General features: G+C 41.7%; 31 protein-coding genes. 22 read left to right on the top strand and 9 right to left on the bottom strand.

Going from position 1 to position 26,956, the window contains the following annotated elements:
- Window positions 1-82 precede the first annotated feature (82 nt).
- Complete coding sequence (locus QSJ46_RS16865) at window positions 83-661, bottom strand: TetR/AcrR family transcriptional regulator (protein ID WP_285605141.1); 579 nt, start codon at window positions 659-661, stop codon at window positions 83-85.
- Between the two features lie 176 nt (window positions 662-837).
- On the opposite strand from QSJ46_RS16865, the gene QSJ46_RS16860 reads away from it, so the two are divergent.
- The 7 genes from QSJ46_RS16860 to QSJ46_RS16830 all read left to right on the top strand — a co-directional run bounded on the left by QSJ46_RS16860 (window position 838) and on the right by QSJ46_RS16830 (window position 8,262).
- The gene (locus QSJ46_RS16860) at window positions 838-1,383 is read left to right on the top strand and encodes a VanZ family protein (protein ID WP_285605055.1); all 546 of its coding nucleotides are present in this window, start codon (window positions 838-840) and stop codon (window positions 1,381-1,383) included.
- A complete protein-coding gene (locus QSJ46_RS16855) occupies window positions 1,384-1,848 on the top strand; it encodes a DUF6884 domain-containing protein (RefSeq protein WP_041087307.1) in 465 nt (154 codons plus the stop codon).
- A gap of 152 nt (window positions 1,849-2,000) precedes the next feature.
- Window positions 2,001-2,630: a rhamnogalacturonan acetylesterase gene (locus QSJ46_RS16850; RefSeq protein ID WP_041087393.1), complete on the top strand. Its 630-nt coding sequence runs from the start codon at window positions 2,001-2,003 to the stop codon at window positions 2,628-2,630.
- A 152-nt stretch (window positions 2,631-2,782) separates the two neighbouring features.
- Entirely contained in the window at window positions 2,783-3,823 is a 1,041-nt protein-coding gene (locus QSJ46_RS16845) for an NAD(P)/FAD-dependent oxidoreductase (RefSeq protein WP_024425818.1), read from the top strand.
- Between the two features lie 69 nt (window positions 3,824-3,892).
- On the top strand, window positions 3,893-5,497 hold the full coding sequence (locus QSJ46_RS16840; protein WP_269773022.1) for an AraC family transcriptional regulator: 1,605 nt from the start codon (window positions 3,893-3,895) through the stop codon (window positions 5,495-5,497).
- 110 nt (window positions 5,498-5,607) lie between these two features.
- Window positions 5,608-6,534, top strand: coding sequence for an ABC transporter substrate-binding protein (locus tag QSJ46_RS16835; protein WP_048240082.1), 927 nt, complete (start codon window positions 5,608-5,610; stop codon window positions 6,532-6,534).
- A gap of 12 nt (window positions 6,535-6,546) precedes the next feature.
- Entirely contained in the window at window positions 6,547-8,262 is a 1,716-nt protein-coding gene (locus QSJ46_RS16830; RefSeq protein WP_285605054.1) for an ABC transporter ATP-binding protein, read from the top strand.
- A gap of 62 nt (window positions 8,263-8,324) precedes the next feature.
- On the opposite strand, the gene QSJ46_RS16825 is transcribed toward QSJ46_RS16830, so the two are convergent.
- Window positions 8,325-8,651, bottom strand: a complete 327-nt coding sequence (locus tag QSJ46_RS16825; RefSeq protein ID WP_024425817.1) for a YnfA family protein — start codon at window positions 8,649-8,651, stop codon at window positions 8,325-8,327.
- Window positions 8,652-9,008: 357 nt separating this feature from the next.
- Between QSJ46_RS16825 and QSJ46_RS16820 the strand changes: the two genes are divergently transcribed.
- The 6 genes from QSJ46_RS16820 (at window position 9,009) to QSJ46_RS16795 (ending at window position 12,861) form a co-directional block, all read left to right on the top strand.
- Complete coding sequence (locus tag QSJ46_RS16820; protein ID WP_039177235.1) at window positions 9,009-9,575, top strand: RNA polymerase sigma factor; 567 nt, start codon at window positions 9,009-9,011, stop codon at window positions 9,573-9,575.
- Window positions 9,572-10,318, top strand: coding sequence for an anti-sigma factor (locus QSJ46_RS16815; RefSeq protein WP_285605053.1), 747 nt, complete (start codon window positions 9,572-9,574; stop codon window positions 10,316-10,318). The genes QSJ46_RS16820 and QSJ46_RS16815 overlap by 4 nt, the downstream gene beginning before the upstream one ends.
- 99 nt (window positions 10,319-10,417) lie before the next feature.
- On the top strand, window positions 10,418-10,921 hold the full coding sequence (locus QSJ46_RS16810; RefSeq protein WP_285605052.1) for a hypothetical protein: 504 nt from the start codon (window positions 10,418-10,420) through the stop codon (window positions 10,919-10,921).
- A gap of 90 nt (window positions 10,922-11,011) precedes the next feature.
- On the top strand, window positions 11,012-12,037 hold the full coding sequence (locus tag QSJ46_RS16805) for a zinc-binding alcohol dehydrogenase family protein (RefSeq protein WP_269773026.1): 1,026 nt from the start codon (window positions 11,012-11,014) through the stop codon (window positions 12,035-12,037).
- The gene (locus QSJ46_RS16800; RefSeq protein WP_285605051.1) at window positions 12,034-12,561 is read left to right on the top strand and encodes a YfiT family bacillithiol transferase; all 528 of its coding nucleotides are present in this window, start codon (window positions 12,034-12,036) and stop codon (window positions 12,559-12,561) included. Before QSJ46_RS16805 ends, QSJ46_RS16800 begins: the two co-directional genes overlap by 4 nt.
- A gap of 12 nt (window positions 12,562-12,573) precedes the next feature.
- Complete coding sequence (locus QSJ46_RS16795; RefSeq protein ID WP_047202056.1) at window positions 12,574-12,861, top strand: hypothetical protein; 288 nt, start codon at window positions 12,574-12,576, stop codon at window positions 12,859-12,861.
- 24 nt (window positions 12,862-12,885) lie between these two features.
- Here the strand turns inward: QSJ46_RS16795 and QSJ46_RS16790 are convergent, their stop codons facing one another.
- The gene (locus QSJ46_RS16790; protein ID WP_047202057.1) at window positions 12,886-13,365 is read right to left on the bottom strand and encodes a MarR family transcriptional regulator; all 480 of its coding nucleotides are present in this window, start codon (window positions 13,363-13,365) and stop codon (window positions 12,886-12,888) included.
- A 169-nt stretch (window positions 13,366-13,534) separates the two neighbouring features.
- On the opposite strand from QSJ46_RS16790, the gene mprF reads away from it, so the two are divergent.
- The 3 genes from mprF to QSJ46_RS16775 all read left to right on the top strand — a co-directional run bounded on the left by mprF (window position 13,535) and on the right by QSJ46_RS16775 (window position 17,547).
- Window positions 13,535-16,105 carry a bifunctional lysylphosphatidylglycerol flippase/synthetase MprF gene (gene mprF, locus QSJ46_RS16785; RefSeq protein WP_285605050.1) on the top strand — a complete coding sequence of 857 codons (2,571 nt, stop codon included), beginning with the start codon at window positions 13,535-13,537 and terminating at the stop codon, window positions 16,103-16,105.
- A 92-nt stretch (window positions 16,106-16,197) separates the two neighbouring features.
- A complete protein-coding gene (locus tag QSJ46_RS16780) occupies window positions 16,198-16,746 on the top strand; it encodes a thioredoxin family protein (RefSeq protein WP_024425227.1) in 549 nt (182 codons plus the stop codon).
- A 333-nt stretch (window positions 16,747-17,079) separates the two neighbouring features.
- Window positions 17,080-17,547: a thiol-disulfide oxidoreductase DCC family protein gene (locus QSJ46_RS16775; RefSeq protein WP_285605049.1), complete on the top strand. Its 468-nt coding sequence runs from the start codon at window positions 17,080-17,082 to the stop codon at window positions 17,545-17,547.
- Between the two features lie 37 nt (window positions 17,548-17,584).
- Here QSJ46_RS16775 and QSJ46_RS16770 read toward each other — a convergent pair whose 3' ends face one another.
- Window positions 17,585-18,841: a transcriptional regulator gene (locus QSJ46_RS16770; RefSeq protein WP_285605048.1), complete on the bottom strand. Its 1,257-nt coding sequence runs from the start codon at window positions 18,839-18,841 to the stop codon at window positions 17,585-17,587.
- 274 nt (window positions 18,842-19,115) lie between these two features.
- Between QSJ46_RS16770 and QSJ46_RS16765 the strand changes: the two genes are divergently transcribed.
- Window positions 19,116-19,703 (top strand): nitroreductase family protein, encoded by a 588-nt coding sequence (locus QSJ46_RS16765; protein ID WP_285605047.1) that lies wholly within the window; start codon window positions 19,116-19,118, stop codon window positions 19,701-19,703.
- Between the two features lie 38 nt (window positions 19,704-19,741).
- Here the strand turns inward: QSJ46_RS16765 and QSJ46_RS16760 are convergent, their stop codons facing one another.
- The 3 genes from QSJ46_RS16760 to QSJ46_RS16750 all read right to left on the bottom strand — a co-directional run bounded on the left by QSJ46_RS16760 (window position 19,742) and on the right by QSJ46_RS16750 (window position 21,018).
- Entirely contained in the window at window positions 19,742-19,897 is a 156-nt protein-coding gene (locus tag QSJ46_RS16760) for a YfhD family protein (RefSeq protein ID WP_048240070.1), read from the bottom strand.
- Between the two features lie 61 nt (window positions 19,898-19,958).
- The gene (locus QSJ46_RS16755) at window positions 19,959-20,069 is read right to left on the bottom strand and encodes a YfhE family protein (RefSeq protein WP_017358836.1); all 111 of its coding nucleotides are present in this window, start codon (window positions 20,067-20,069) and stop codon (window positions 19,959-19,961) included.
- Window positions 20,070-20,121: 52 nt separating this feature from the next.
- Complete coding sequence (locus QSJ46_RS16750) at window positions 20,122-21,018, bottom strand: TIGR01777 family oxidoreductase (protein ID WP_285605046.1); 897 nt, start codon at window positions 21,016-21,018, stop codon at window positions 20,122-20,124.
- Between the two features lie 94 nt (window positions 21,019-21,112).
- On the opposite strand from QSJ46_RS16750, the gene recX reads away from it, so the two are divergent.
- A complete protein-coding gene (gene recX / locus QSJ46_RS16745) occupies window positions 21,113-21,904 on the top strand; it encodes a recombination regulator RecX (RefSeq protein ID WP_024425808.1) in 792 nt (263 codons plus the stop codon).
- Window positions 21,905-21,907: 3 nt separating this feature from the next.
- Window positions 21,908-22,222, top strand: coding sequence for a YfhH family protein (locus QSJ46_RS16740; protein ID WP_047202061.1), 315 nt, complete (start codon window positions 21,908-21,910; stop codon window positions 22,220-22,222).
- Between the two features lie 23 nt (window positions 22,223-22,245).
- Here QSJ46_RS16740 and QSJ46_RS16735 read toward each other — a convergent pair whose 3' ends face one another.
- Window positions 22,246-22,419, bottom strand: coding sequence for a YpzG family protein (locus tag QSJ46_RS16735; protein ID WP_008360604.1), 174 nt, complete (start codon window positions 22,417-22,419; stop codon window positions 22,246-22,248).
- Window positions 22,420-22,444: 25 nt separating this feature from the next.
- Window positions 22,445-22,594 carry a small, acid-soluble spore protein K gene (locus QSJ46_RS16730; RefSeq protein WP_003217849.1) on the bottom strand — a complete coding sequence of 50 codons (150 nt, stop codon included), beginning with the start codon at window positions 22,592-22,594 and terminating at the stop codon, window positions 22,445-22,447.
- 116 nt (window positions 22,595-22,710) lie between these two features.
- Here QSJ46_RS16730 and QSJ46_RS16725 point away from each other — a divergent pair, with 116 nt between their 5' ends.
- From QSJ46_RS16725 to QSJ46_RS16715, 3 genes are all read left to right on the top strand, one after another.
- A complete protein-coding gene (locus QSJ46_RS16725) occupies window positions 22,711-22,983 on the top strand; it encodes a YfhJ family protein (RefSeq protein ID WP_024425219.1) in 273 nt (90 codons plus the stop codon).
- A gap of 299 nt (window positions 22,984-23,282) precedes the next feature.
- Window positions 23,283-24,266 carry a glycosyltransferase family 2 protein gene (locus QSJ46_RS16720; RefSeq protein ID WP_024425218.1) on the top strand — a complete coding sequence of 328 codons (984 nt, stop codon included), beginning with the start codon at window positions 23,283-23,285 and terminating at the stop codon, window positions 24,264-24,266.
- Window positions 24,267-24,353: 87 nt separating this feature from the next.
- Window positions 24,354-26,948, top strand: a complete 2,595-nt coding sequence (locus QSJ46_RS16715) for a YfhO family protein (protein ID WP_285605045.1) — start codon at window positions 24,354-24,356, stop codon at window positions 26,946-26,948.
- Window positions 26,949-26,956: the final 8 nt, after the last annotated feature.

The following is a 26,956-nucleotide window of genomic DNA, read 5'->3' as shown; positions in this document are numbered from 1 at the left end:
CATTCGTGAGTACCAGCGCACAGGACTGACAACGAATGCGAGGGTTTGTCTACACGCTGCGTACATCAAGTGCTGTACTAAGTTAAGGTGTCTCTATGCCAAGTGCGTAAAGAAGAAATTGCTTCACCTCTCGCTTTTGAATCAGAACCTCTTCTGTATCTGTTTCCGTAAATAAGTACATTTGCTCAGCAGACGATTCGAGTAAACCGATAATGAATTTCGCCGCGTATTGACAGTTCAAATTCGCACGGACTCGGTTATCCTGCTTTGCTTTTTCTAGAAAAGCAGCGACCCATTTGTAAATCGGCTCATAAATATCTTCCCATTCCTTTAAATGCTCGGTGGCGGCTAAGCCTGAGTAGGTGAGGGCAAGGACATCACGGTATTGCCTTGTAAAAGCAAAAATGAATTCAACAAGCGCATCTGCTTGATCGAGGACATCTGCATGCTGAGTGAATTCCATTTCGATCGCAGGCACCATCTGAGCGATCAGATGTTCAGCGATCGCAGGCATGACGGAAAGCTTTGAAGGAAAATATAAATAAAACGTTCCTTGTGCTACTCCTGCTGCTTTCACAATATCCGAAATGGTCGTCTTTTCAATGCCTTTTTCTTTAAACGCATCAATCGCAGCAAGCATAATCTTTTCTCGTTTCGACATATCATCACCGACCTTAAATGACTGAATGTCATTCAGTTTAGCGAGAAAATGACGATTTGTCAATATGGTTTTCTCTACATTGAATGTGAGAATAAGTGATGAATAGATGCGGGCAAGCCTGAATAAGCTGTAAATATGGTCAAGCATCATCATGTGAGAAAGGGGCAGCTCTCAGTATGACATCCAGTGCTATGTTTTCCATTGCTTATTTTCTCCTGCTCGTCCCGCTCTATTTACATATGAGGTACAGACAGGCAAAAAAGCACAATCGTTTTATTTATTTACGGACAGAATTGGTCCTTGCCTGCCTGTTTATTTATACGAATGTTTTATTATATTTGACGGTCTTTCCAAATCGTTTTTCCGCCCCAAGAGATCAGGTGAGTGTGAATCTCATGCCTTTGCAGTCCATTTATCAAAATCTTCACGCCTACCATCACGGCTATCCAAATCTCGTCTTTTTAAATTTAGCAGGGAACATATTGTTATTTGTTCCACTCGGTTTTTTTCTTTATCAAGCCTTTCGAACCATGCGCTGGCAAAAGGCGGTTCTTGGCGGCTTACTCCTGTCAACCATGATCGAAGTGCTCCAATGGATGTTCTCGCAATCTGGTATCATTACAAGAAGCAGCGATATTGATGATATTCTTTTAAATACACTTGGCACAGCGCTAGGCTGTATCGTGTATCAGATCTATCGAAAAAGGAAGGAGAAAATCTGAGTGAAGCGAGTTTGTATCATTCCATGTGGCGCGAAGAAAATTTGGGACGTCGATCCAGAGGCAGGAAGCCAGCCAGCGAACCTTGTTTATTTAAGTCCCCTGCATCAGCGTACGAAAAGCTATGCTCAAACGTTCTTTTCAGACTGGATGATCTTATCAGCGAAGCACGGATTCTTAAAGGCAGATGATATCATACATGAAAATTATGATGTGGCTTTTGGTATACCGCATGCTAAGCAGATCACACGAGAAGAACTGAGCCAGCAATTTCATCAAAAAAACCTTTTCGCATATGATGAACTGGTGGTACTAGGTGGGAAGAAATATCGAAAAGTGATCGACCCTTTATTACATCCTCATCAAAAAGCGAATTACCCGCTGGCTCCATATAAAGGAATTGGCTATATGCTTCAGGCGTTACATCAAGCAGTGGAATCAAAAATAGAACTTCCGCCGCATATTTAACACATTCACATCTACTGGTAAGCAGGGTTTTGATCATTAAAAAGAGAATAATTGAAATAGCGATGCTGATTGTTTCATATCTTTTCAGCAGCCACTAGGATACCCGTATCGCTCGGGTGAAGTGGCTCAATGAAAAAGGGAGGCGTATGAACATGACAACCATCTATTTAGCTGGTGATTCGACCGTTTCATCTTATCCAGATCGTCCTGTTCAAGGAGGATGGGGAGAGTTTTTACACCGCTATACAGCGCACGGCGTTCACGTCGAGAATCGTGCCATTGGTGGAAGAAGCTCAAAAACATTCATTGAAGAAGGACGCCTTGATGACATATTGGCTGACATTCAGCCAGGAGACTGGCTTTTCACACAAATGGGGCACAATGATGCTTCTAAGGAGAAGCCCGAGCGCCATACAGATCCTTTCACGACGTATAAAAGCTACCTGTCTCAATATATTCATGGAGCAAGAGCAAAAGGGGCAACACCACTTTTACTCACCCCAGTCGGCCGTTTTCATGAAAAAGACGGAGAATATATCAATGATTTTCCTGATTACTGTGCCGCTATGAAAGAATTAGCCGATGAAGAAGAAGTTCTTCTCGTCGATTTAAATACTGCAAGTCTTCAGTTTTATCAAATTTCCGGCATAGAGAAAACGACCTCTTACTTTATGCTGTCAACAGGAATTGAGGATCGCACGCACTTTACAAAAGAAGGCGCAGATGCGATTGCAAGACTTGTTTCTCTTGAATTAAAAGACCTTGGTTTAACCATCGTGTGATGAATGACAGGACGAGTGAGCGCTCGTCCTGTTCTTTTTTGCAGAAAGCTATTGATTCCCTTCACTAGAGTAGACTACAATAGATACATATGATAATGAGAATCAATATCACTGATAAATAGATCATTCGATGGAAAACTGGAGGGACTCAAATGACAGATCAGCTTGAATTGTTTGACGTCACCATTATTGGCGGCGGGCCAGCAGGCATGTACACCGCTTTTTATAGTGGGATGCGGGACTTAAAGACGAAGGTACTTGAGTACAACGAAAGCCTTGGCGGGAAAATCCTTCTGTATCCTGAAAAGGTCATTTGGGATGTCGGCGGTTTGCCGCCAACAAGAGGAGAACAGCTGATACAGCAGCTGGAAACTCAGGCGAAAACATTTGAACCAGAGATTGCACTGAATCAAAAAATCACGTCATTCGAGCGAGATGAACATAATCATATCCTGCTGACGGCTGAAAATGGTGATCGTCATTTGACAAAGACCCTCATATTAGCGATGGGTCACGGCATTCCAGTTCAGCGGAAACTTGAAATTGAGCATGCAGACCGCTATGAAGTGACAAACCTTTATTACACTGTCCAGGAGCTCAAGACATTTGCAGGGAAGCGGGTTGTGATTTCTGGAGGCGGCGACTCAGCGGTTGACTGGGCCAATGCTCTTGCTCCAATTGCTGAAAGTGTCACCGTTGTGCATCGCCGTGACATGTTTGGCGGACATGAGAAAAACGTCGCCAATATGAAGGCAACTTGCAAACGAATTTTAACCCCGCATGAACTAACAGAGCTGCATGGTCAAGGTGACAAAATTGATGCCGTCACCATTCAAAACATAGAGACAGGTGAAAAAGAACGAATCGAAACAGATGCTGTGATCGTTAATCACGGGATGAAAGGCGATTTAAGCGTGCTATCAGAATGGGGTCTCAAGCAAGGTGAATGGGGACTGATCGAGGTTAATGAAAAAATGGAAACCAATTTACCGGGCGTCTATGCGGTAGGCGACTTGTGTACACATAAAAGCAAGGTCCGCTTAATTGCTGGTACGTTTGTTGATGGAGTCAATGCGCTGAATAGCGCAAAGCTTTACATCGAACCAGAAGCCGAAAAAGTGGCATACGTTTCCTCTCATAATGAACGCTTTAAGGAGAAAAACAAAGAATTACAAACAGCTGGAGCTCGCTGATGAATATCCAGTCAAACATTGAAGTGCTAAAATTTTAGCACTTTTTTTATATGGAAGGAGAAAGAGAAAATGACAACCCGTACTCATACCATTCTGCGCATGAAAGAAAGTAAAGAGCGATCTCTTTCTGTCAAACAAACAGTCTCCTGGCATACATCTTTCCCTATGTTCTTGACATGCGACGGATCTGTGAGAATTGAAATGGAAGGATTGCAATATCAGCTAAACGCAAAAGACAGTATGTTGATCCGCTCAGGTATCAACGTAATGCTCCAATCTTTATCCAACGAACAGGTGGCGATTTATACGATCACATTTGATCAGTTTATCCTGACAAATGATGCGCAAAATGAATTGGTTTTTAAGATGAGTTATGATGATCTGCCGGATAATGGAGCAATGGTCAAAGGCTCTGCCGTGCTGTTTTCTTACATCAAACAAATGAAGGTGAGTCAGTGCATCCGAGAACAGGAGAAAAGGCTGGAGGACATCATGCACATTTTTCACCGTCAATCCAAGCCATACGCTGAGAAGGTGCATTATTCAATTGAAATGATTTTGCAGTATATGGCGCAGCATTATGAAAAAAAGCTTACGAGAAAAGACTTAGCCCATAAGATGGGTTTTCATGAGAGTTATTTTTCGACCTTTTTCAAACAAAGTATGGGACTGAGTGTGAGTGACTATATTGCACAAATTCGAATAGATGAAGCAAAAAAACGGCTTCTGCAAACAGATGATCAAATTCAAATGATTGCGCGGCAAGTGGGCTATACAGACAGTTTATATTTCAGCAGGAAATTCAGGCAGAAAACAGGAAGGTCCCCTAGTCAGTTCCGAAACAATCGAAGACCAGAGCGAATTGCTGCTTTTCAATTTGTCGGGTTATTGGGCGCCCTAGGCATTCGCCCTGTCTGTATTGACCAAGATACCTTTCTCCATTCAGATATACTCAAAGATCAGCTGGCCGGTACGCTGGTCATAGATGAACATACGCCTGATGACGTATTCAAATCACTTCAACTAGATTTAATCATTATTCCTAACTATTTTTATTCGAAGCCTGCGTTGATCAAACGGTTGGAGCGAATTGCCCCTGTCCTTGTTCTGCCATATGCCGGTGGTCATGTTGTAAAAGAGGTCTTATCTACAGGGCGCCTGTTAGGAAGAGAGAAAGAGGCAGTTGATTGGGTGAAACGCTTCGAACATCTGAGTCAAAAGGCAAGAAATGATCTATCTTCCTTTAGGGAAAAAGGAGAGACAGTCGCGATTTATGAAATGAGAGGACATGACAAAGTGTACATGTGGTCCTATGATGCTAGAGGTGCCTTCTACCTTTACGAAACGCTTGACTTAAAGCCTCCGAAGACGATTCTAGAAGAAGTTCTTCTCCCCAATCAACATACAGTCATTTCTTTAGAAAGGTTAAGAGAATACGAGGCGGATCACATGTTTTTTATTGTAGGTGTTGAACATGGGTGGTATGAACAAATGGATCAGCGGATGGAGGAAAGCGATGTTCTTCGTCAATTGTCCGCTGTGAAAAATGGAACCTTCTACCCATTAAAGCTAGAGGATTTTCGATTTGATGAAGGGGAGCGGGCTCTTCATTTGATTGACCGTTTTGTCTCCCGATTGACTGTGGCAGCCAATCCAACAATTGTCCATATGTAAGTTGCGAGAATCCTCCATAGACCACTTCGTATGAGGTTGGTAGAATACATGAGACTAGTAATTGATAACTATTCTCATTTGTATCTAGGAAATGAAGGAGGAATACTCATATGAAAAAGACATATTGGATATGTGCTGTCATCTTCATGCTGGTATTGTCAGCCTGTGGAAAAAAAGAAGAAGCCAAAACGGCAGAAACAGAGCAGCAAACGAAAACCATTGAGACTGTTAAAGGAAAAATCGACATTCCAGCAAACCCAAAACGCGTTCTCATAGATGGATATTTAGGCAGTGCAATTGCATTGGATGTTCACCCTGTAGGTGCAACGACTCAAGATTTAAAGAATGTACATTTAAAGGACAAGATCAAAGGAATCGAGGATATCAGTGACGAGCGTTCAGCTGAAAAAGCACTCAGCTTAAAGCCTGATCTAATTATCACCGCAGTACAGGATGAAAAAGTCTATGATGTGTATAAAAAAATAGCGCCAACACTCGTATATCCTTACAATTCATTCAAAGACGCACATGAAGAAATCACAACCTTGGCGAAGGTGTTAAACAAAGAAGAGGAAGGCAAGGCGTTTCTCGCCTCCTTTGACCAACGAATCGAAGCAGCTCGAAAAAAAGTAAAATCTGTATTAAAAGAGAATGAAACAGTTTCCATCATGGGCGCATTTAAAAATGATGTGTTTGTGTATGGGAACGGAATTTACCGAGGTGGACAAGCACTATATCAACAATTGAAAGTAAATCCGCCAAAAGAGGTCAAAGATACAATTTTAAACAGTAAAACAGGCTATGAGGTACTTTCCTATGAAACCCTTCCGAAATATGCAGGAGATTATATATTCATTGATGAATCCAATGGCGGGACATTTGATAAAAATAATTCCATCTGGAAGAGTTTAAAAGCTGTCAAAAAGGAACAGACCTATCAACTAGATGCAGAATTCTTTTGGCCTTATGATCCCATTGCAGTCATGAATCAAGCTGAAAAGTTTGCTGATTTATTGACAGATTTATCTCATCATTAGGAGGTCTGTCAATTGTTCAAACGTTTTTTTTCATACTACAAACCCTATATGGGGCTGTTTATATTAGATTTTTCCTGTGCGGTACTAGCGGCGTTACTCGAACTTTCCTTTCCGCTAGCCATCAGTAAAGTGATGGACGATTTACTGCCAAATGGTAATTGGGAAGCCATTTGGTTCTGGGGCAGTTTGCTGCTCATTTTATATGTCATCAGTTCCACCATGCATTACGTTGTGACTTATTTTGGCCATAAGCTGGGGATCAATATTGAGACCGATATGAGGAATCAACTATTCTCTCATGTACAGAGAATGTCCTTCCGTTTCTTTGACCAAAAGAAAACAGGCAAGCTCGTTTCCCGTATGACCAATGATTTAATGGATATTGGAGAGATGGCACATCACGGTCCAGAGGATTTATTTATCGCCATCATGACATTAACGGGCGCGTTTGGCCTCATGCTATCGATTAACTGGCAGCTTGCGGTTCTCACATTTATTGTTGTTCCATTCCTGATCGGATTATCTGTCTACTTTACGAAAAAAATGTCTGCTGCTTTTGATAAAATGTTTTCAAGCATTGGACAATTTCATTCACGTGTGGAAAACAATATTAGCGGCATTCGTGTGGTGAAAGCATTCGGGAATGAGTCACATGAAATGGATCGGTTTATCGAGCATAACGAGCAGTTTAGAAAAACAAAACTGACCACATATCAAATGATGGCACTGCATACAGCAGTGAGTCATTTACTCATTAAAAGTGTCACCGTATTTGGGCTCGTGTGCGGTGCATGGTTTGTGCTGCAAAAAAATATGACATATGGTGAATTTGTTTCATTCGTCCTATTAACAGGTATTTTCTTAGGACCCATTCAACAAATCAATGCAGTCATTGAAATGTATCCAAAAGGTGCAGCTGGCTTTAAACGATTCGCATCACTGATCGATCAAACACCAGATGAAAAGGATGATGAGGATGCAATCGAAGTCCATCAGTTAAAAGGGAATATCACTTTTGAGCATGTATCATTTCAATATGAACCAAACAAACCTGTGCTGCATGACATCAATCTTGAGGTCAAACAAGGAGAGAAAATTGCCATCGTCGGTCCATCTGGTGCCGGGAAATCGACCCTTTGCAATCTGCTTCCCCGTTTTTATGAATGGCAGGAGGGGAGCATTACAATTGATGGCATAGCAACGCGAAAGATGACACTTGCATCGCTGCGCGCACAAATTGGTGTCGTGCAGCAGGAGATTTATTTATTCCATGGGACGATACGTGAAAACATCCTATACGGCAAACTGAATGCATCTGAAGAAGAAATTTGGCAGGCAGTAGAGAAGGCTCAGTTGACGGACTTAGTCAATAGTTTGCCAAAAGGACTTGATACGATGATCGGTGAGCGCGGGATGATGTTATCTGGAGGACAAAAACAGCGTATCTCCATAGCACGTATTTTCTTGAAAAATCCGCCTATTTTCATTTTAGATGAGGCGACCTCTTCGCTTGATACTGAGACAGAGTCTTTTATCCAAGCATCATTAGAAGAGCTGGCTGAAGGACGAACGACCTTTATCATTGCCCATCGTTTAGCGACAATTCAGTATGCCGACCGCATTATTGTTCTCACAAAAGAAGGCGTAAAAGAGCAAGGAAAACATGAAGAGTTACTCAAAATAGATGGTCTGTACCGTCGTTTATACGAAACACAATTTAGAATGTAAGGTTCGAAAAGAAGACAAAGGGCTAAAATAAACATCATTTTAGCCCTTTTTGATGTTAGAAATTAACTGCGCGGCGCAAATAACATCACACTGACTCCAGCCAAACAGATCAAAGCACCCATCCAGTCATATAGATCAGGTGTTTTTCGATCGACCCACCAGCCCCAGAATACAGCAAGAATGACAAAAACACCGCCATAGGCAGCATAAACCCGTCCGAAAGTCGGGAACTGCTGAAAGGTCGGAATGACGCCATATGCGACTAGGATAAGGCTGCCGGCGATCCCGAAGCTGACAGGCTTTGCTTCACGGAGCCAAAGCCACACCAAATAGCCGCCACCAATTTCTGCTAAACCTGCTAATAAAAAAAGAACTATCGTCACCATCATATATGGACACTCCAATTTCTCCAATTTACACCCTATTATGACATGCGGAAAGAATGCGTTCTACCTCAATTGAATGGAGAGGGAGACGAGATTTTTGCTAAAATCAGCTGATTAGAGAGTGGTCACACATGGATTCTTGACTTTTGTATCATGAGTGATCCAAATGGTCTGTTATGTCGTAAAGTAATTACATTCTCATGAGGAGCACACTTCCTTTTTCAGCGCTCTTTTTTTCTCCTTGAAAAAAGAGTAAAGTACAAGGTAGGCTTATTTCAGTAAATCGAGTGATAAGCAATACGTGAAGGATTTCATGATGGATGCGCATGCTCTTTCTCATGAAAAAGGAAGGAGATGACCATGGACACACTGAAAGATTTTGAGCTGTATCACAAGATCAAATATGATCGTCACAAGCCCTCGCTTGAAGTGCTGTACGATCGCTATGAACGTGTATTATATTCGTTTATTTATAAAATGACTGGGAACCGTGAGCTCGCGGAGGAAGTGCTTCAAGAGGTCTTTATCAAGCTCTGGCGTGGCATAGGAGAATATCATACGGATAAAGGGAAATTCTCTTCGTGGTTATTCATGATGTCACGCAACACGGCCATCGATCTCTTAAGAAAGCACCGGAATGAAACAGCTTTGGAAGATGAGCATATTGAATATTTAGCCGATCATCAAGAAGATGTATCAAAAGAAGTGGAATGGAAAGAGGAAAAACAGATCATACGTGAAGCAGTATCTACATTGTCAAAAGAACAGCAAACCATCATAGAAGATGTCTATTTTAAAGGGATGACACAAAAGAGCATCGCGGAAAAGCTGGGCATCCCTATTGGTACGGTAAAGGGAAGGGTTCGATTGTCTTTGAAGCATTTGCGATCGAAACTGTCTCGCGGAGGAAAGGAGGAAGAGGCATGACTCAGTGTAAACATCAAGTGATTGATTATTTCAACGGGCATTTACAAGGAGAAGAAAAAACGCAATTTGAAGAGCACATCAAGCACTGCCCAGCTTGCAAAGAAGAGCTTGAAGAATTGACAGCGCTCATGTCTGACATTCCACTTCTAGCCGAAGACCAAACACCTCCGGCAGGGATGAAAGACCGTATTTTATCCCAGGTGTTTGAAGAAGAGACAGTCGAAGAAAACAATAGCGATAGAATAGAGCTCAAGGCTTCACCTGAACCAAACGAAATCAAACCGCTGCAAAAGAAACGAAACCAGTGGCTCTTACCGCTCGTTGCCGCACTGCTTCTAATTTCAGCAGCTGGAAATGTGTATTTCTTATCGAATGGAAAACAGCAGGCGGAAGAACCTGTCAGGGTTGTTGCCACAAAATCACTGGCTTCTGCCACATCACCAAAAACGACAGGTGCTTTTTCAGTGATAGAGCATAACGGCAAAAAAGAACTTGTTGTGAGTGCAGACGGCTTAAAGGGTCAACTTGATTCATCTGCTGTTTATCAAGTGTGGCTCATTAAAGGAGATCAGCCGGTGCCAGCCGGTGCTTTTAAAACAGATTACAAAGGGGAAGGAACCGTCACCTATGCGTTATCTGAAAAAGAAGCAAACGAATCATGGGATACCGTGGCTGTTACCCTGGAACCAAAAAAGGATAACAAGCTTCCGCAAGGTCCAGTCGTACTAAGCGCTGCTTTTTAAGTTTGATTCATCAAGGATGCCTTTTTAGGGGTATCCTTTTTTTATAGGTTTGGGAAACTTTTCGGCAAATGAAACGTAGTACATATGGAGGTGAAACAGATGAAAACATCTATAGAAAAAGTCCTATTTCTTTTATCAGTCAGACACGCATTGATTGCCTGTTATTTTTTAGTCTTTCCGTTCGTTGCACAAGTCCTTTATACCCCATCACCTTTATTGATCGTCCTCATCGCTCTTTTTATGATTCATAACCTAACAGAAAGTATTATTTGGTTCTACAAATCGAGAAGGATCAGAAAGCACCAGTCTGGTGATTTAACAAAACGCGGGCATGTCTTTAGCCAGCTCGTGCAAAGAGTTGAACAGCTCCTCATCGTCGGTTTTGTGATTCTTTTGATCAATGAATGGATACAGGGAAGAGTAGATCTAACTACTCTCTCATTCACTCTATTTCTATTGATCATCATTTTCCTTCAGCACATTCAGTTTTACTACGTTCAGCTATTTTTTAAATCCAACAGCTGGTTCACTTATGTTCCTTCTTTGCAAAAGGCACGTCTTTCATACATGGCGAGAGAGCGAAAGGCCCTGAAGAGGTCATAAATGTGCCATCACTCGTTTGACCCAGCCATAAACATCAGAAAATTATGATAAAATGTGGAAAGAAAGAATGGAGAAAGGGAGTGCGAGCGAGTGAAAGCAGTTGGACTATTGGAGTATTTACCGATTGAACATGAGCAAAGCCTGATGGATCAAGAGGTTGAAAAGCCTAAAGCGTCTGGCAGGGATGTACTGGTGAAGATAGAGGCTGTGTCCGTAAATCCAGTTGATACAAAGGTGAGATCACCGAAGGATCAGAAGGAAGAAAAACTGAAAATTCTTGGCTATGATGCAAGCGGTACGGTTGTTGAAGTGGGCGAAGCGTGTACATTATTTCAGCCAGGCGATCACGTTTACTATGCGGGAGATATTACGCGTCAAGGCTCGAATAGTGAATACCAGCTTGTGGATGAGCGTATTGTGGCGAAAAAGCCAGCTAATCTATCCTTTGCAGAAGCAGCCGCGATGCCCCTTACAACAATTACGGCTTATGAGGCTTTATTTGACCGGATGCATATGAAGCGGAATGCAGAAGGCTCAACCTTGCTGATCATTGGTGGTGCAGGCGGGGTTGGTTCAATTGCCATTCAACTAGCCAAATTAGCGAAGGCAACTGTGATCGCAACCGCATCAAGACCAGAAACAAAAGAGTGGTGTCTGTCATTAGGTGCCGATCATATCATTGATCATCATCAGCCGCTTCTCGCGCAGCTCAAGGAAAAAGGAATCGGTGAAGTGGATTTTATTTTATGCTTAAATGATACAGATGGACATTTCAAAGGCATGGCAGAAGCCATCAAACCGCAAGGCACGATCTGTACCATTGTCGAGAACAAGCACAACCTAGACGTTCAATTACTCAAAAATAAAAGTGCGGCATTTGTATGGGAATTCATGTTCACACGTCCTATGTATGAAACAGCGGACATGATCAAACAGCATGAGCTTTTGACAGAGGCGAGTGAGTTATTTGAGCAGGGGAAAATAACGCATACCTTAACAAAAGTTCTCAGTCCGATCAATGCTGCTAACTTGAAGCAGGCACATCAAACACTTGAACAAGGAAAGATGATTGGAAAATTTGTGCTTGAAGGATTTGAGAGAGGAGAGAACGTATGACATCATTACAATATCCGATTGGCTTATATGAACCGGTAGAAACAAAAACGAAAGCACAGCTTGAAGCATGGATTGATGAGCTGGCTGCAATCCCTGAAGAGTATGAAGCGGTGACCGTACGGTTGACAGATGCACAGCTTGATACTCCTTATCGGCCGGGAGGATGGACTGTTCGTCAGCTCATTCACCACGTAGCAGACAGCCATCTAAATGCATACTTACGATTCAAACTTGCTCTCACAGAAGATACACCGGACATACGTCCATATGATCAGGAGGGATTTGCCTCACTTCCTGACAGCAAGGCGCCCATCAGTTTATCCCTGCCTTTGATCAGCAGTCTGCATCGCAGGTGGGTCACTTTACTGCGGGGAATGTCAGAGGAAGACTTCAGCGCGTCTTATTATCACCCTGCCGATCAACAAACAGTGTCCTTATATGATGCAACGGGAATGTACGTCTGGCATTCAAAGCATCACCTTGCCCATATCACGGAATTAATCAAAAGAAATCAGTGGAAGTAAAGGAGTAAACGCATGTCTGGAAGAAGAATTGTCGGCGCCATGTTTATCTGTATGGCGGCATTGTTTTATATAGCGAAATATGTTCTTTTTGAGATTCATTTTTTTAGAACGAGCTTTGATGATGAGGTCAGTAAATTTCAGCTTCTTGAAGAAGTGCTTCCTGGCGGTACGTGGATCAGTATCCTTTTTCTCATCATCGGCTTAGCCTATCTTTTATGGGATGACAGGGAAGTGATTCGTAAAATTCTTTTCACCCCAGATCGACAAGTAGAAGAAACAAAAAAGACGGACCCCAAGTGACCGTCTTTTTTCTTTTTTACTTTTTTAGCCGCGTTCAGGACGCAGTGCTTTTTCTAAGATAGCAAGGCCTTCATTGACTTTTTCTTTTTCCTCGTCATTGAGCCGTTGCAGGGAATGTTTGATTTTTTCGTGTCCTTTTTGATAAATACTTCTGAAAATATTTTTCGCTTCCTCTGTCAGCTCTACGACAATGATTCTCCGGTCACGCTCAGAGTGCTTTCGCACGACAAAGTTAGACTGTTCTAACCGGTCAAGCAGACCTGTCATATTGGACAAAGAAGCGCCCATTTTTTCAGCGATTTCGGATACTTTGAGAGAGCCATGGTTATTGAGAAGCATGAGTACCTTCATTTGAGGCATACTCATATCAAGCTTCATCCATTCAGAAACATCTCCAAGACCTGCAGCTGTGAGCACTTTCATATAAAGAACCCATGTCTTTTTTTCCTCTGGAGATAGAATCTCTTCTTTTAATACGGTGGTGTCATGAATATTATATTCCACGCTTGTTCACTTCCTTTAAGCGGCTCTTTTTCTTTATATTACTGATTTTCACTTCTAATTGAAAGGTTCGTCAAGCTTTTGAATGTTAAACTGCATGAATCAAGTGGTATTTGTTGTATAATAATGTTCAGTTGAAATAATTGAAGCAACCTAGAAAGTTGGGAAAAACATGTGGAACAAAAAAACGGGTATGACGATCTTAAAAATGCTTTTTCCGATCGTGATTATCCTTGTCTTGATCTTTGTCGCGAAGCAGGAGCTAAGCGGACTTTCCATTAAAAAGACGTTTTATATTATTGACAGCTTGAACCGAATGGACTTGTTTATTCTTGTCTTTCTTGGACTTGTTGCGGTCTTATCGATGTCCTTATATGATTTTATTTTACGAAAAAGCCTAAATATGCCGATCAGCGGCTGGAAAACGATTCGCATTTCCTGGATTGCAAACTCCTTTAACAGTGTTCTTGGATTTGGCGGTCTATCAGGAGCAGGGCTTAGAACGCTTCTCTATAAGGAGTACATAACAGATACGAAAAAACTGCTGAAAGGCATTGCCCTATTGACTTCCTCTGTCCTTTTGGGCTTATCTATTTTCAGTGATCTGATCTTGGTCAGGGTGCTTCCTGTTGAAAGTATTATCAGCCAGGAGCCGTGGCTATGGGCATTTGTCATTATCTTTGCCTGTATTGTACCGATATATATCGTCATGGCATCCATTCGAAAAAGCTCGATTGAGAGCGGTGAAAATGGGCTAAAGCATCCAATTTACGCTTATATCGGTGCATCGTTTTTAGAATGGCTGGCAGCTGGACTTGTCATGTACATGGCTGTTGTCTCTATGGGGATGAATGTCGATGTCCGAATTGTCTTAGGTGTATTTGCGATTGCATCAATTGGCGGTTTAATCAGTATGGTTCCGGGCGGATTTGGTTCGTTTGACCTCATCTTTTTACTGAGCATGCAGTACATTGGTTTTGATAAAGAGATGGTGCTGACGGCGCTCGTCTTGTACCGCTTCGTGTACTCAATCTTCCCGTTTATCCTAGGGCTTTGTCTAGCTGCTTACGATTTAACGGGCACGACGCTTAGACGTCTTGAAGGCAATCCGAAAATGGCACCTGCCATTGAAACAACGAACGTCTTAATTATTTTGCACCGTGCTTTATTAATTCGGTTATTGTACGGGTCTTTATCGATCTTAACCTTTGGAAGCGGCTTGCTCATCATGGCGTCTGTTGTGCTTCCAGTCGATCGATTAGGTGTGATTACCAGCATCCCGCGCTTTCTGTTATCAGGATTTAATGGTCTTTCTTTAATGTTCGGAATCATTCTCATGATTTTGTCCATTGAAGTGTATAAAAGAACGAAAAGATCGTACGTGCTGACAATGATCTCCTTAGCAGGCGGTTTTGTGTTTACTTTGTTAAAGGGGTTTAACCTCAGTCTGATCTTTATTTTGCCAGTCATCATGGCTGTGTTTTTCTCTCTTCGAAATCAATTTGTGAAGCAGCAGGCACCTTATTCTTTGAACCAGTTTGTGGCGGCTGCTGCTGGATATTTACTCGTGCTCTTTAACTATAATGTCATTGGCAACTTTATTTGGACAAAAATCGGGCATTTCTTGAGTAAGGATTACTTGGTGCATAATGAACGGCATATCACGATGACAAGCATGATTGCTCTCATCGGTGTCCCGCTTTTCTTCTTCATTAGTAAATTGATCTTTAATAAGAAAGCATTTCCGATTGGAGAAAAAGCAGATGAGGAAAAATTAAAAACGTTTTTAGAAGAAAAAGGCGGAAATGCCCTCAGTCATCTTGGCTTTTTAGGCGACAAAAAACTATTTTTCTCAAGTGATGGAGAAGCGATGCTTCAGTTTGGACGAATTGGCCGCTGCGTCATTGTGCTCGGAGATCCATCTGGACGTGAGGCGTCTTATCCGCTTGTACTTGAAGAATTTTTACAGGAGACAGAAAAAGCCGGCTACCGCGTTGCTTTTTATCAAGTAGAACGAGAAGGAATGGCTCTCTATCATGACTTAGGCTTTCACTTCTTTAAGCTTGGGGAAGAAGCCATGGTCGATTTAGAAACGTTTTCTCTGTCAGGTAAGAAAAAATCAAACTTACGAGCTGTGGCGAATAAGTTTGAGCGAGAAGGCTACACCTTTGAAATGCTGGAACCTCCCTTTTCAGATGAGTTGATCTCAACCTTAAAACAGATATCTGACAGCTGGCTTGGAAAGAAAAAAGAAAAAGGATTTTCGCTCGGTTATTTTCAAGAAGACTATCTTCAAAAGGCACCGATTGCGATTCTAAAGGATGAACAAGGGCAGATCATTTCCTTTGTATCATTGATGCCGATGTATCAAGAAGGGGAGATTTCCATCGATTTAATGCGTCATATGCATGATGCACCAAACGGGATGATGGATGCGCTGTTTATCCACCTGTTTCAATGGGCGAAAGAAAAAGGCTACAAATCGTTTAACATGGGAATGGCACCTTTATCGAATGTAGGGACGTTCCATCAGTCCTTTCTCACGGAGCGTTTGGCAAGTGTCATTTTCAACAATGTCAGATATATGTACAGTTTCAGCGGCTTACGGTCGTTTAAACAGAAATATAAGCCTGAATGGCGCGGGAAATATTTAGCGTATAAAAAGAATACGTCACTGCCTGTCACAATGGTGCTTGTCACCAAGCTGATCGGGATGGACCCCAATCGAAAGCGGCGTCCATAAACCAAAAGACCTTTACCTTTCACTAGGTGAAGGTTTTTTTAGACAAAAGAATAGCAAAAGTGGTAAAGTTGAAGGGTAAGGGGGATGTTCATATGACATTAAATGAATGGTTTACAAAGGGATTAGCTGAACGTACATATGTACACAATATGGAGAAAAACCGGGAAAATCTGCTCACGGTGTACAACCAGTACGCAATTCATCAAAAAGAAAAAGAGCTGCTGCAAAAGCTGCAAAAGAAAAAACTCAGAGCGCTTGTCATCACTGCGGATTGGTGCGGAGATGCGATGGTCAATGTACCGATTTTCATGCGTATTGCAAATGAAGCACTCATTGATGCGCGCTATTTCATTCGGGATGAGCATCTAGACCTGATGGATCAGTATTTAACGAACGGGACCGCAAGATCGATTCCGATTATCGTCATCATTGATCAGGACGGGAATGAAGTGGGGAAATGGGGACCTCGCTCAGCAGAAGCACAGCGCTTTGTGGACGAGAAAAAACCGGACAAAGATGCACCTGATTATGAAGAAGCTTTTCAAGTATTTGCGAAAGAAGCCGCACATCACTATACGACAGACCGTTACTTATGGAAAGATATTGAGAAAGAAATTGTAGAAGTTTTGGCAAAAATATAAACCAAAAGACTACTTCGCCGCAATGGGAAGTAGTCTTTTTTTATCTTGTTTTTGCGTTTTACCTACAAAACCACCGCATAAAGGTGTAGAAAACCGCAGAATTCTATCAAAAACCGCAGAAAACCGCAAAGCACCACGATTTTCCCAACCACTTTTAGTTGAAAAACCTCATATATGCCATGAAATCAATGATTTTGCCCTTATCCAAAGGCTCATATAACGCACAAGGGTTGGCTTTTTCCCAATACAAGAGGCCCAGCAACTATAGTAATCTAGTTGTAATCTCCTTTGAACGAACTAAAAAAATGACAGAAAAGGACAGGCGATCAATTTATGAAAAAAATCATTTATCTCGATCAAGAAAAAAAGAAGCTCGCTGAATCGAAAAAAAGAGAACAGCGTTCCATCAAATCACTGAGACTGCTTGTGTTTTATGATGGACAAAGTCCTTCATGTGCAAAAATGATTGATTTGTTAAAATCACTCGATTGGAAAAATCGGATTCACTTTGAATCCTTTAGACATTCGCAGCTGCTCAGGCTGAATAAAATCAGTGAAGAGAAGGCGGAAAAACGAATCGTGTCTATTTCCCTAGCCAAAAATCAAAAGAATTCAGGGATCTATACTTGGCTGCGTATGGCTTGCCATATCCCTGCATTATGGGGAACGGTCCCATTCATCGTGCTCAGCATCTGGCTTGGCTTTGGACAGCATGCGTACGATTTCTTAGCAAAAAGACGGTATATTCATTCTGTCAAACGGGTGAACCATCATGATACAGATCAACAAGAGACCATTTAATAAATAGAAAAAAGCATGACCTTCGATCGGCAGAAGGTCATGCTTTTTTGTAGTAGGGAAGATATACCGCTAAATGATCAAGAAGCTTCTTTGTATAGGACTGATACGCCTGCTGATCAAGCTCAGCACCTGCATAGGTAAGCAAGGTTCTAAGCGCAAACAAATATTCACTGTGCAGCTCATTGTGTTCAAAGTAAGGAAGGGCTGCTTCGACCAAATATGTTTTTAAATCAAGAGGATTTTCCTCAATCATCAATTTATAGATTTTGATCATATATAAACAGTTTGGCTGAATACGAGGCTGTTTTAACAGCTCGTGTATGTAGGGAAGTGCTTTTTTGCGGTCATATTCAGCATATAGTGTCGCAATTTCATATAGCGTTTCACAGTAACGGTCTTCTATCTGTTCTTGATTAAAGTAATTGAGTGAATCTAGTAAATAAGGCACAGCTGAAGAAAAATCACCTTCACGTTTTAAGAGCACCCCGTAATAAAAATACGCGGACATTTTAATATAGGCATCAGGGTGAAGGGACGTGTGCAAAATCACTTCCTTTATATATTTCTTCGCAGTTTGATAGGCTTTTAGTTCAAGTGAGATCACGCCGTGAATGAGTGTACAGTGAATAATCCGCTTGAAATTGTTTTTTTGTCTATATAAATCCATCGCTTGATGTGTCGCTTCAAGCGCATCGCCCAGCTGTCCCATGTTTCCAAGTGCTTTTGCATAGTGATAATACAAATCACTTTGTTCAACTGAAGCGTAGGAAAAACAGCTTTCAAGCTTTTTCAGCCCATCCTCAAGCTGACCAATTTTAATTTGATGAATGCCGTCTAGATATTCAAAAATTTCTTTTTCTGTTTCAATAAAGGTTTTTTCGAATTTTTTGAGCACGCGGTGTGTTTTTAAGGCAAGCGGCTGTTTATCCGTTAATAAATAAAATTGAAATAAGGACAAATGATACTGAATGCCTAAATCCAGTGAAAAGAACTGCTCCTCGTGCTGAATGATCATTTCTGCATTTTGTTCAGCCTGATCGAGAGCATAGAAGTACATATTCATTTGAAACTCATCCAAAAGTGACAGCAGATGACGTGCCTTTTGTGACAGCTTTTCTTGGCTGATGCCAAGCCGTTCAAGCAGCAGATTGATCGTGTCTTGATTGGCCTCCTTTGAGCCATTTTCAATTTTACTTAAATGAGAGACAGAACAAATTCCGTCTGCCAATTCAGATTGGGTCATATTTTGTTTATAACGGTAGAGTTTAATGATTTGTCCAATATTGATTTTCATTCCATCCAGAAGCCTCCCTTCCAATCATGGTTGAAAGCCTTTTGACAAAAAAACTGAATCAGACAAAATGGGAATACTTGAAAAACATTTCATCATCTTGGCTTTTTTATCAAAATTTGTTTAAAACGTAATATGATTGTAACATTACTTGAAAAAGTCAAACAACTATTTAGCAGCGGGGAGGAGAGATACTTGATTTGCAACTGCACGCGATGATGTTTATAATGTGAATGAGAATCAATTTCAATTAAGGTTGATTGAAAGGATGACATATATGCCAGAAACGAAACAACAAACAGAAGCGTTAACGGTTCGAGACGCTGTCAGATATAGACGATCGATTCGCAAATTCAAAGACACACCGGTGACGATTGAACAGCTCCAGCCACTATTAGAGGATGCAGTCTATGCACCAAACCATAAAATCACGGAGCCGTGGCGCTTTTTATATGCGGTGACGGATGAAGCCAAAGCCACTTTTGTAGAGCGCTTCATTGCTTTCTTTCAGCGCAACAACCCAGATGCAAAAGAAGAAAAGATCAATCAATACAGAGATTACTTTTCTAAGGTCCCAGCGCTTTTACTTGTCGTAATAAAAGAAGACGAGAACCCTGTGGTGAGAAATGATGATTTTGCCGCCGTGAGCGCGCTCATTCAAAATCTCCAGCTGCTTGCATGGGATCAAGGAATCGGTATGGTATGGAAGAGCGGACGTATTTTATACGATAAAGGCTTTCAACAAGACATGGGATTAAAGGAAAACGAACGGTTCGCTGCGATCCTTCATATAGGTTATCCAGAAGAGGTGCCAGAGGAAAAATCACGCCAGAAAGCATCAAGTCTTCTTACTGAAATCAAATAAAAGAAAAGCAGACCGCTGAATAAGGTCTGCTTTTTTACTTATTGTTTTTTGGCGCGCTGATCGGCTGCTTTCATACGTGCCATTGCTTTTAAATCATTCGGATCTGCAAGTTCTTTGGAAAATTCAACATATTCGCCATCCGTCTCTTGTGCTGCGAGCTCTTGGTTGGATTTTTTGTGTTGGTCTTTTTTCAAAGTCTTTCCCTCCTTTACAAGATCACTTTAGTTATGTGCTTGTTGGAGGGGAATATCCGTCTTATTTGTTTCTTTTTTCTGCTGCTCTTTCCGCTTTTTTGAATTCCTGCTGATACAGGACTTCCTGGGTTTTCTTCAGCTTCGAAGTTGGCTGGTGTTCTTTTTTCTTCATCAAAATCGCCCCCTCATATCATTTCTAATAGGATGGGTGTTTTTGACAACATTTATTCCTTAGAATGCAAAATCGCTTCTTTTAGTTCAGGGTGCAAAAAGTCATAAGAAGAGAGCAGTGCCTTTTTCGGAAGAGCACGCTGGCCTTCTAAAACAAGTAATGACATTTCGCCAAGTACCGTTTTCATCGCAAAAGATGGGACCTTCAGCCAATGAGGACGGTGAAGGACAGAGGCGATGGTTTGTCCGAGCTGCTTCATTTGAACAGGATTCGGAGACGTGACATTAAGTGGTCCTGAAATGTCGTCGTTTTGAATGGCATAATGAATGAGGTGTGCCACATCCTCGACATGTACCCATGAAACCCATTGTGTGCCAGAGCCCATGGTCCCGCCGGCAAACAGCTTATATGGCAGTGCCATCAGTGGCAGTGTCCCTTTTTCTCCTAACACGACGCCAAAGCGTGTGTAGACCGTACGAATGCCGAGTGCTTCAATCTTTTGCCCCTCAGCCTCCCAAAGTTTTGATGTATGACTTAAGAAATCAGTATCCGCAGGAGGTGATTCCTCTGTAAAATCTCCTGTTGGAGATGTGCCATAAATTCCGACAGCACTTGCTTGAATCAGCACAGAAGGTTTTGATTCCTGCGCTTCTATAATGCGTCTTACCTCTTGTGTTGATTTGAGACGGCTGGAGAGGATGCCTTCTTTTGCCTTGTCTGTCCAGCGTGTGAAAATGGATTTTCCAGCAAGGTTAATCCATACATCGATGGCAGGCAATTCATGCTCAGGCGCAGAACCTTCGGTCAGCCACTGCACATAATGTAAATGATTTTGTTCGGATTCCTTTGGATTTCTTGTTAAAATATATAGATGATGTCCCTCAGCAGCGAGCACTTTTGTAACATGCTGGCCGATAAAACCGGTTCCTCCGGTAATGGCGATATTCAATTGACATCTCTCCTCTCATATACATACCTATATCTTTCACGATTTTGAATCAGAAGAAACATCCTGACTGTTTTGGAAAAGGAGTGATCACAGGATGCCCTATATTACAAAAATTTCTGCTCAGAAAAACAATACAGAGCGGGTCAACATCTTTCTTGATGAAAAGTACGCCTTTAGTGTTGATTTAGATGTGCTCGTCCAGCACGATTTGAAAAAAGGCAAAGAGCTGGACGAAGCAGATATCATTGAGATTCAATTCGGTGATTCGGTGAAAAAAGGATTTCAGCAGGCCGTTGATTATTTATCCTACCGTATGAGATCAGTGAAAGAAGTCACCGATTATTTAACGAAAAAAGAAATCCCGGCACCTGCTATTAGTGAAATTATACACAAATTAAAGCATTATAAGTATGTAAATGATCTTGAATTTGCAGAAGCCTATGTCAGCACCCACCGCAAAACGAACAGCAAAGGACCGTCCGTCCTAAAAAAAGAATTGAAGCTCAAAGGTATAGACGATGACACGATTGAGCAGGCGCTATCGCAATACCCTGATGACTTACAGCTCGAGGAAGCTGTAAAGCAGGTTCTCAAGCTTGTCAAAAAAGAAAAAAATCGTTCTGCAAAAGAGATCGAGCAGCGCATCAAGCTGCAGCTGCAGCGAAAGGGATTTTCGTTTGAGATCATTGATAAAGCCCTTCAAGAAGCCTATGATGGACAAGAAGAGGAAAAGGAAGAAGAAGCCCTCCTTTATATGCTGGAGAAGGCAAAACGCAAGGTAGGGTATGACGGATCATTTGAAAAGAAGATGAAAGTGAAGCAATTTTTATTCAGAAAAGGCTTTGATCTCGATACAATTGATCACGTTTTAGACAAAGGGGAATGACAGATGGAAAAACGCTATAGTGAGATGACAGAATACGAATTGAAGCAGGAAATTGCCGCCCTTTCTGAAAAAGCACGAAAGGCTGAGCAGCTTGGCATTGTAAATGAATACGCAGTTTTAGAACGGAAAATCGATATGGCGAAAGCCTATTTATTAGATCCAGCCTTGATTCAAACGAAAACAACTTATCAAATCAAAGACACAGAAGAAGAGTTTTATGTGGAATATTTAAATGGCGTGTTTGCATGGGGATACAGAGTATCGGCCCCAAATAAGGAAGATGCTCTGCCGATTTCAATGCTGACGCAAAAGGACTGATCCAAAGAGATCAGTCCTTTTCTTTACTTCGAACGTTGTTTACGGACGTTGTTCTGAAGTACGATGTCGTGCTGCGTTTGCTGCGTTTCTCCGTTGACCTGAGAGGCAGAATGCTTTGCATTTGCCCATGGTTGAGGGTAAGCGGTTGTCCTTAATTGAACAAAGTCTGCCATATACGATTTCCCATTTGAACTCATATCTCAAGCACTCCCTTTGGAAAAATTAGCGTTTCCCTGATGCCCTCATACGTTCCTGTGGACGTGTATTCGTTTCACCATTCGGCCGTTTAGACGCATAAGCATCTGTAGCGCCTGGTTCGCCTTCAAACTTGTGATTTACCTGATTTGGAAAGCCTTTTGCTTTATTACGCATATCGATTCCCTCCAAACAATACAAATCATTTGCGTCTTTTGAAGACGTAAGGGTAGTATATGAAAAAAGAAGTTTTTTTAAAAAGGCACTTTCTGCTAGATGAAGGAGGAACAGGCATGGAACAATACTTTGAACGACTAACAGAACAACTCATGGAAAAAAACAATATGCTGACATATGACGAAGCACGTACATGGGTAGAGCTGCTTTGGAGTGATTTTGAAACGACTTATGCAAAGGCTGGCCGCAAGTATAAAGGACAGGAAACAACAGAACGAATTGTCCAAGAGTGGATCGAGAGCTATGGCGCGCAGCTTCATTTATTTCAAAATAAACAATCAAAGGCAAACGAGCATCTGCAACAAAACAATCGAGGGCTGCTTCACTAAAAGGTTGCCCTTTCACTTCCATTCATCTTTTTCAATAAATAGGAAAATATACAAATGAACAAATAACTTTATGAAACAATACCCAGTCTGTGATCGAAATTACAGGCTTTTTACAATGATTAAACTTAAAATTACATTAAATTCATCCTGTTGAAAATCAATGGAAATAAAACTCTGATATAATGAAACGATTAGAGATACATGTAATTTATGGATAATAAAAAAGGGTTTCGTTTTCTGACAAAAAAGGAATAATGAACATATCAGACTATGTGAAAAAAGTGAAGAGAAGGTGCGATATGGAACGGGAACTGCTCTCTGTGATAATTCCTTCTTACAATGAAGGTGAAAACATCAGACGAATCTTTGAGGCACTCGAGGAAGAGTTTCGCGATTTTCATTATGACTTTGAAATCATATTTGTAAATGATGGAAGCAAAGACAACACGCTTCAATACATGAGAGAGCTCTCTCGCAAAAGTGCAAAAGTTAAATATATATCCTTTTCACGTAACTTTGGAAAGGAAGCCGCTATTTTGGCAGGTCTTGAACATGCAAAAGGAGCAGCTGCGATTATTATGGACGCCGATCTGCAGCACCCGACGTATTTAATTCAGGACTTTGTCAGAGGGTATGAAGAAGGCTATCATCAAGTCATTGCCAAACGGAATCGGAAAGGTGACAGCAAGCTGCGCTCTTACCTGTCATCCATGTACTATAAGGTGATGAACAAGGTAGTAGAAGTGGACTTGCGTGATGGCGTCGGGGATTTCCGTTTAATTTCACGCCAAGCCATCGATGCACTGCTTCAGCTGAAAGAGGGAAATCGTTTTTCGAAAGGGCTTTTTTGCTGGATTGGGTTTGAAGAAAAGGTCATCTATTATGAAAATGTAGAAAGACAGCATGGTGATACAAAATGGTCACTGAAGAAATTATTTAACTATGGCATAGATGGCGTCATTTCTTTTAACAACCGCCCGCTGCGAATTTGTTTTTATACTGGCATACTGATCTTATTTCTCTCATTGATTTACATCGTGGCCACCTTTATTCAAATCGTCAGAACGGGCATTATGGTGCCGGGTTATTTTACTTTAATATCAGCTGTGCTGTTCCTCGGAGGTGTCCAGCTTTTGAGTCTAGGCGTGATTGGAGAATATATTGGCCGTATCTATTATGAAACGAAAAAGAGGCCGCATTATTTAATCCAGGAATCAAATGTGATGGAACAAGAGACAAGCTCAAAGGAACAAGACCGAGTGTTAACACAGTTATTTAAATAACGTGGAGTCAAATAACCGGCAAGCACGAATCGCTTGCTGGGTTGTTTTGTTTCAAAGAACAGCGGATCTTTTGTGGAAAGGATTTAGATGATGAAACGTAGATGGATAATCATAGGAATGTGCCTCATTCTCGCTTTATTAGGACACTCCTTTTTCTTATATGAATATACGCAAGGCCGGTATATGACAGGAGATGGAGACGGCATCTCACAAATGCTCCCATTTAAAAAGCTGCTTTACGATGAATACGTCAAAGGAAACTTCTTTTATTCCTATCAATTCGGTCTAGGCGGCGGTACATATACGCAATTAGGTTATTATTTCACAACGTCGACTGTTTTTATGGTCACAGTTGCTGTCGTCTGGTTGATGAATGCGCTTCATCTTATTCAATCAACGGACATTCATTTCTGGGCAAATGCCGTCATTTGGCTGAGTGTGATGAAGTTGACGCTTATTCTTTTCATCGCTTACCGTGTGCTTCTTTCAATGGTTCAGCATAGGCTGAGCGCATTAACAGGAGCCACAATCTACGGACTGTCTATTGTGTATTTTCGGCATCAAACATTTTGGGAGTTTTTCACCGACAGCATGATGTGGCTCCCGCTGCTTGTGCTTGGGGTTGAACGGATTTTCAAAACAGGTAAGCCGGCTTGGTTTATTGCGGCGTGCAGCCTGATGCTCATCAACAATTTTTACTTTGCTTATATTCATTTTATCTTTTTAGCGATCTATCTTGTCTTCAGATATATCATCAAGCTTCGAAGTGAGGAGAATGGGTGGAAGGTGTTCTGGACGCTGGCGGTCTCTACGCTGTTATCCTTTGGAATCAGTGCTGCCTTTTTTGTTCCGTCTGTCTATGGCTTTCTTAATAATATAAGACCGCCATATGATCAATCTATACCTTGGTTTGATCTGCATGATCATCTGCTGTTTACAAGCAGGGTGTATTTATTACCTGTGATCTTTCTCATTTGTATGTTCCTCGTTCCGCTTTACCGGAACAGGTGGTTTTTCATGTTTACATCAATCAGCCTTCTGCTCATTGTTTTTCACTACAGTCCAAAGATGGCGAGCGTGTTTAATGGTTTTTCAGCACCGCAGTACAGGTTTGAATACATTCTTGCCTTTACAGTTGGAGCGGCCGTAGCCATCATCATCAAGCATTTCTCACAAATCGAGTGGAAGTGGAAAAAGCGTGCGGTCTTAGGCGCTTGGATCGTGTTTCTTCTCGCAGTGATCTTATCAGAACGAGCAAAGGGAAATATGGATGTTGTTGTATTTACAGCCATAGGACTGCTTGTGATCAGCGTGTTTTTCCTTGTGATTCATGCGGAAAAACGCCAGCACCTTCGTCTCTTTTCAGCTGTGCTCATCGTTGTCAGCTTACTGACAGCAGGCGTGTATCAGCAGGGCTACTTATCTGAAAGAAGCAATATTAAGAGCGTATCAGATACGTATCTGAATAGTGAGGCATATGCTGGACATGAGCAAATGAAGCTCATCCAGCAAATTAAAAGCCGCTCCTCAAAAGATCCGCTTGCCCGGATTGATTGGATGAATGGCGTGCGCAACAATACCCCGTTATTTGAAGGCTTTCAAGGCATGAGCGCGTATTCAAGTATATTGAATCAGCATTTGCTCAATTTCTACTGGAATGACCTGCAAATCGATATGGGACGTGAAAGTGTCAGCCGTTATGCAACAATGGGGGACAGGGTGAATTTATACAGCCTGACCTACGGAAAGTATTATATGAGAGACAATACGATGCCTTACTCACCGCCAGCTTATTTTAAGCCAATATTGGAAAGCGAGCATTATAAAGTGTATGAAAATACACGGCCGCTGCCATTTGCAAGAACAACAAGCACCGTTTATTCGGAAGAATCCTTAAAGGATGCCTCAGCACTTGATAGGGAGCATGCGATGCTTCAAGGTGTGATTTTAGACAAAAAAGGAAACGCTGAAATTGAGCACGCGCCAGATCGAGTCAAGGATACAAAGATTCATACGGAACAAGCCGTATACGAACATGGCGTGCTTGATGTATACGGAGAAACAGGCGGCCTGAATATCACGCTGCCAGATGATATGGCCAGCGCTGGAGATGTGTATGTGAGCTTTTATGTGAAGCGGACAGACCGGAACGAAGGATTTCAGTTATCCGTTGACAACTACGTCACCTCACGAAAAAGCAATACATCCATCTACAAAACAGGCGTCAATGAAGTGACGATTCGAGTCCCTGCGGAAAAAATCCTTTCCATTCGAGTACCAAAAGGGACGTATGAACTCGATCAACTGAAGCTGTACCAAGAGCCTTACCGCATTCTAGAAAAAGCATATGAAAAAGAAAAACAGGACAATGGCAGCCAGCAAGTAAAGCTCGAAAACAACCGCTTTACGATTTCATATGATAACAAGCGCGGCGATGATTATATGATCTTGCCAGTACCGTATGAAAAAGGCTGGGAGCTCACGGTAAACGGAAAGCAGACCGATATTGAACAAGCCAATTACGCCTTTATCGGTTTTCCAATAGAAAAAGGCAAAAACGAGATTGTGCTAACCTACTATCCGCCTTATATCAGAATTCTCGCGTTGATTTCACTTGTCAGTTTGATTGGTGCGATCCTATATGCACGAAGAAAACACAAGAAACACCACTTTTCATCATAAGTGGTGTT

The organism is Bacillus sp. YKCMOAS1 (assembly GCF_030268125.1).
Lineage (GTDB): Bacteria > Bacillota > Bacilli > Bacillales > Bacillaceae > Bacillus > Bacillus safensis.
This window is presented reverse-complemented; position numbering and strand designations above follow the sequence as displayed.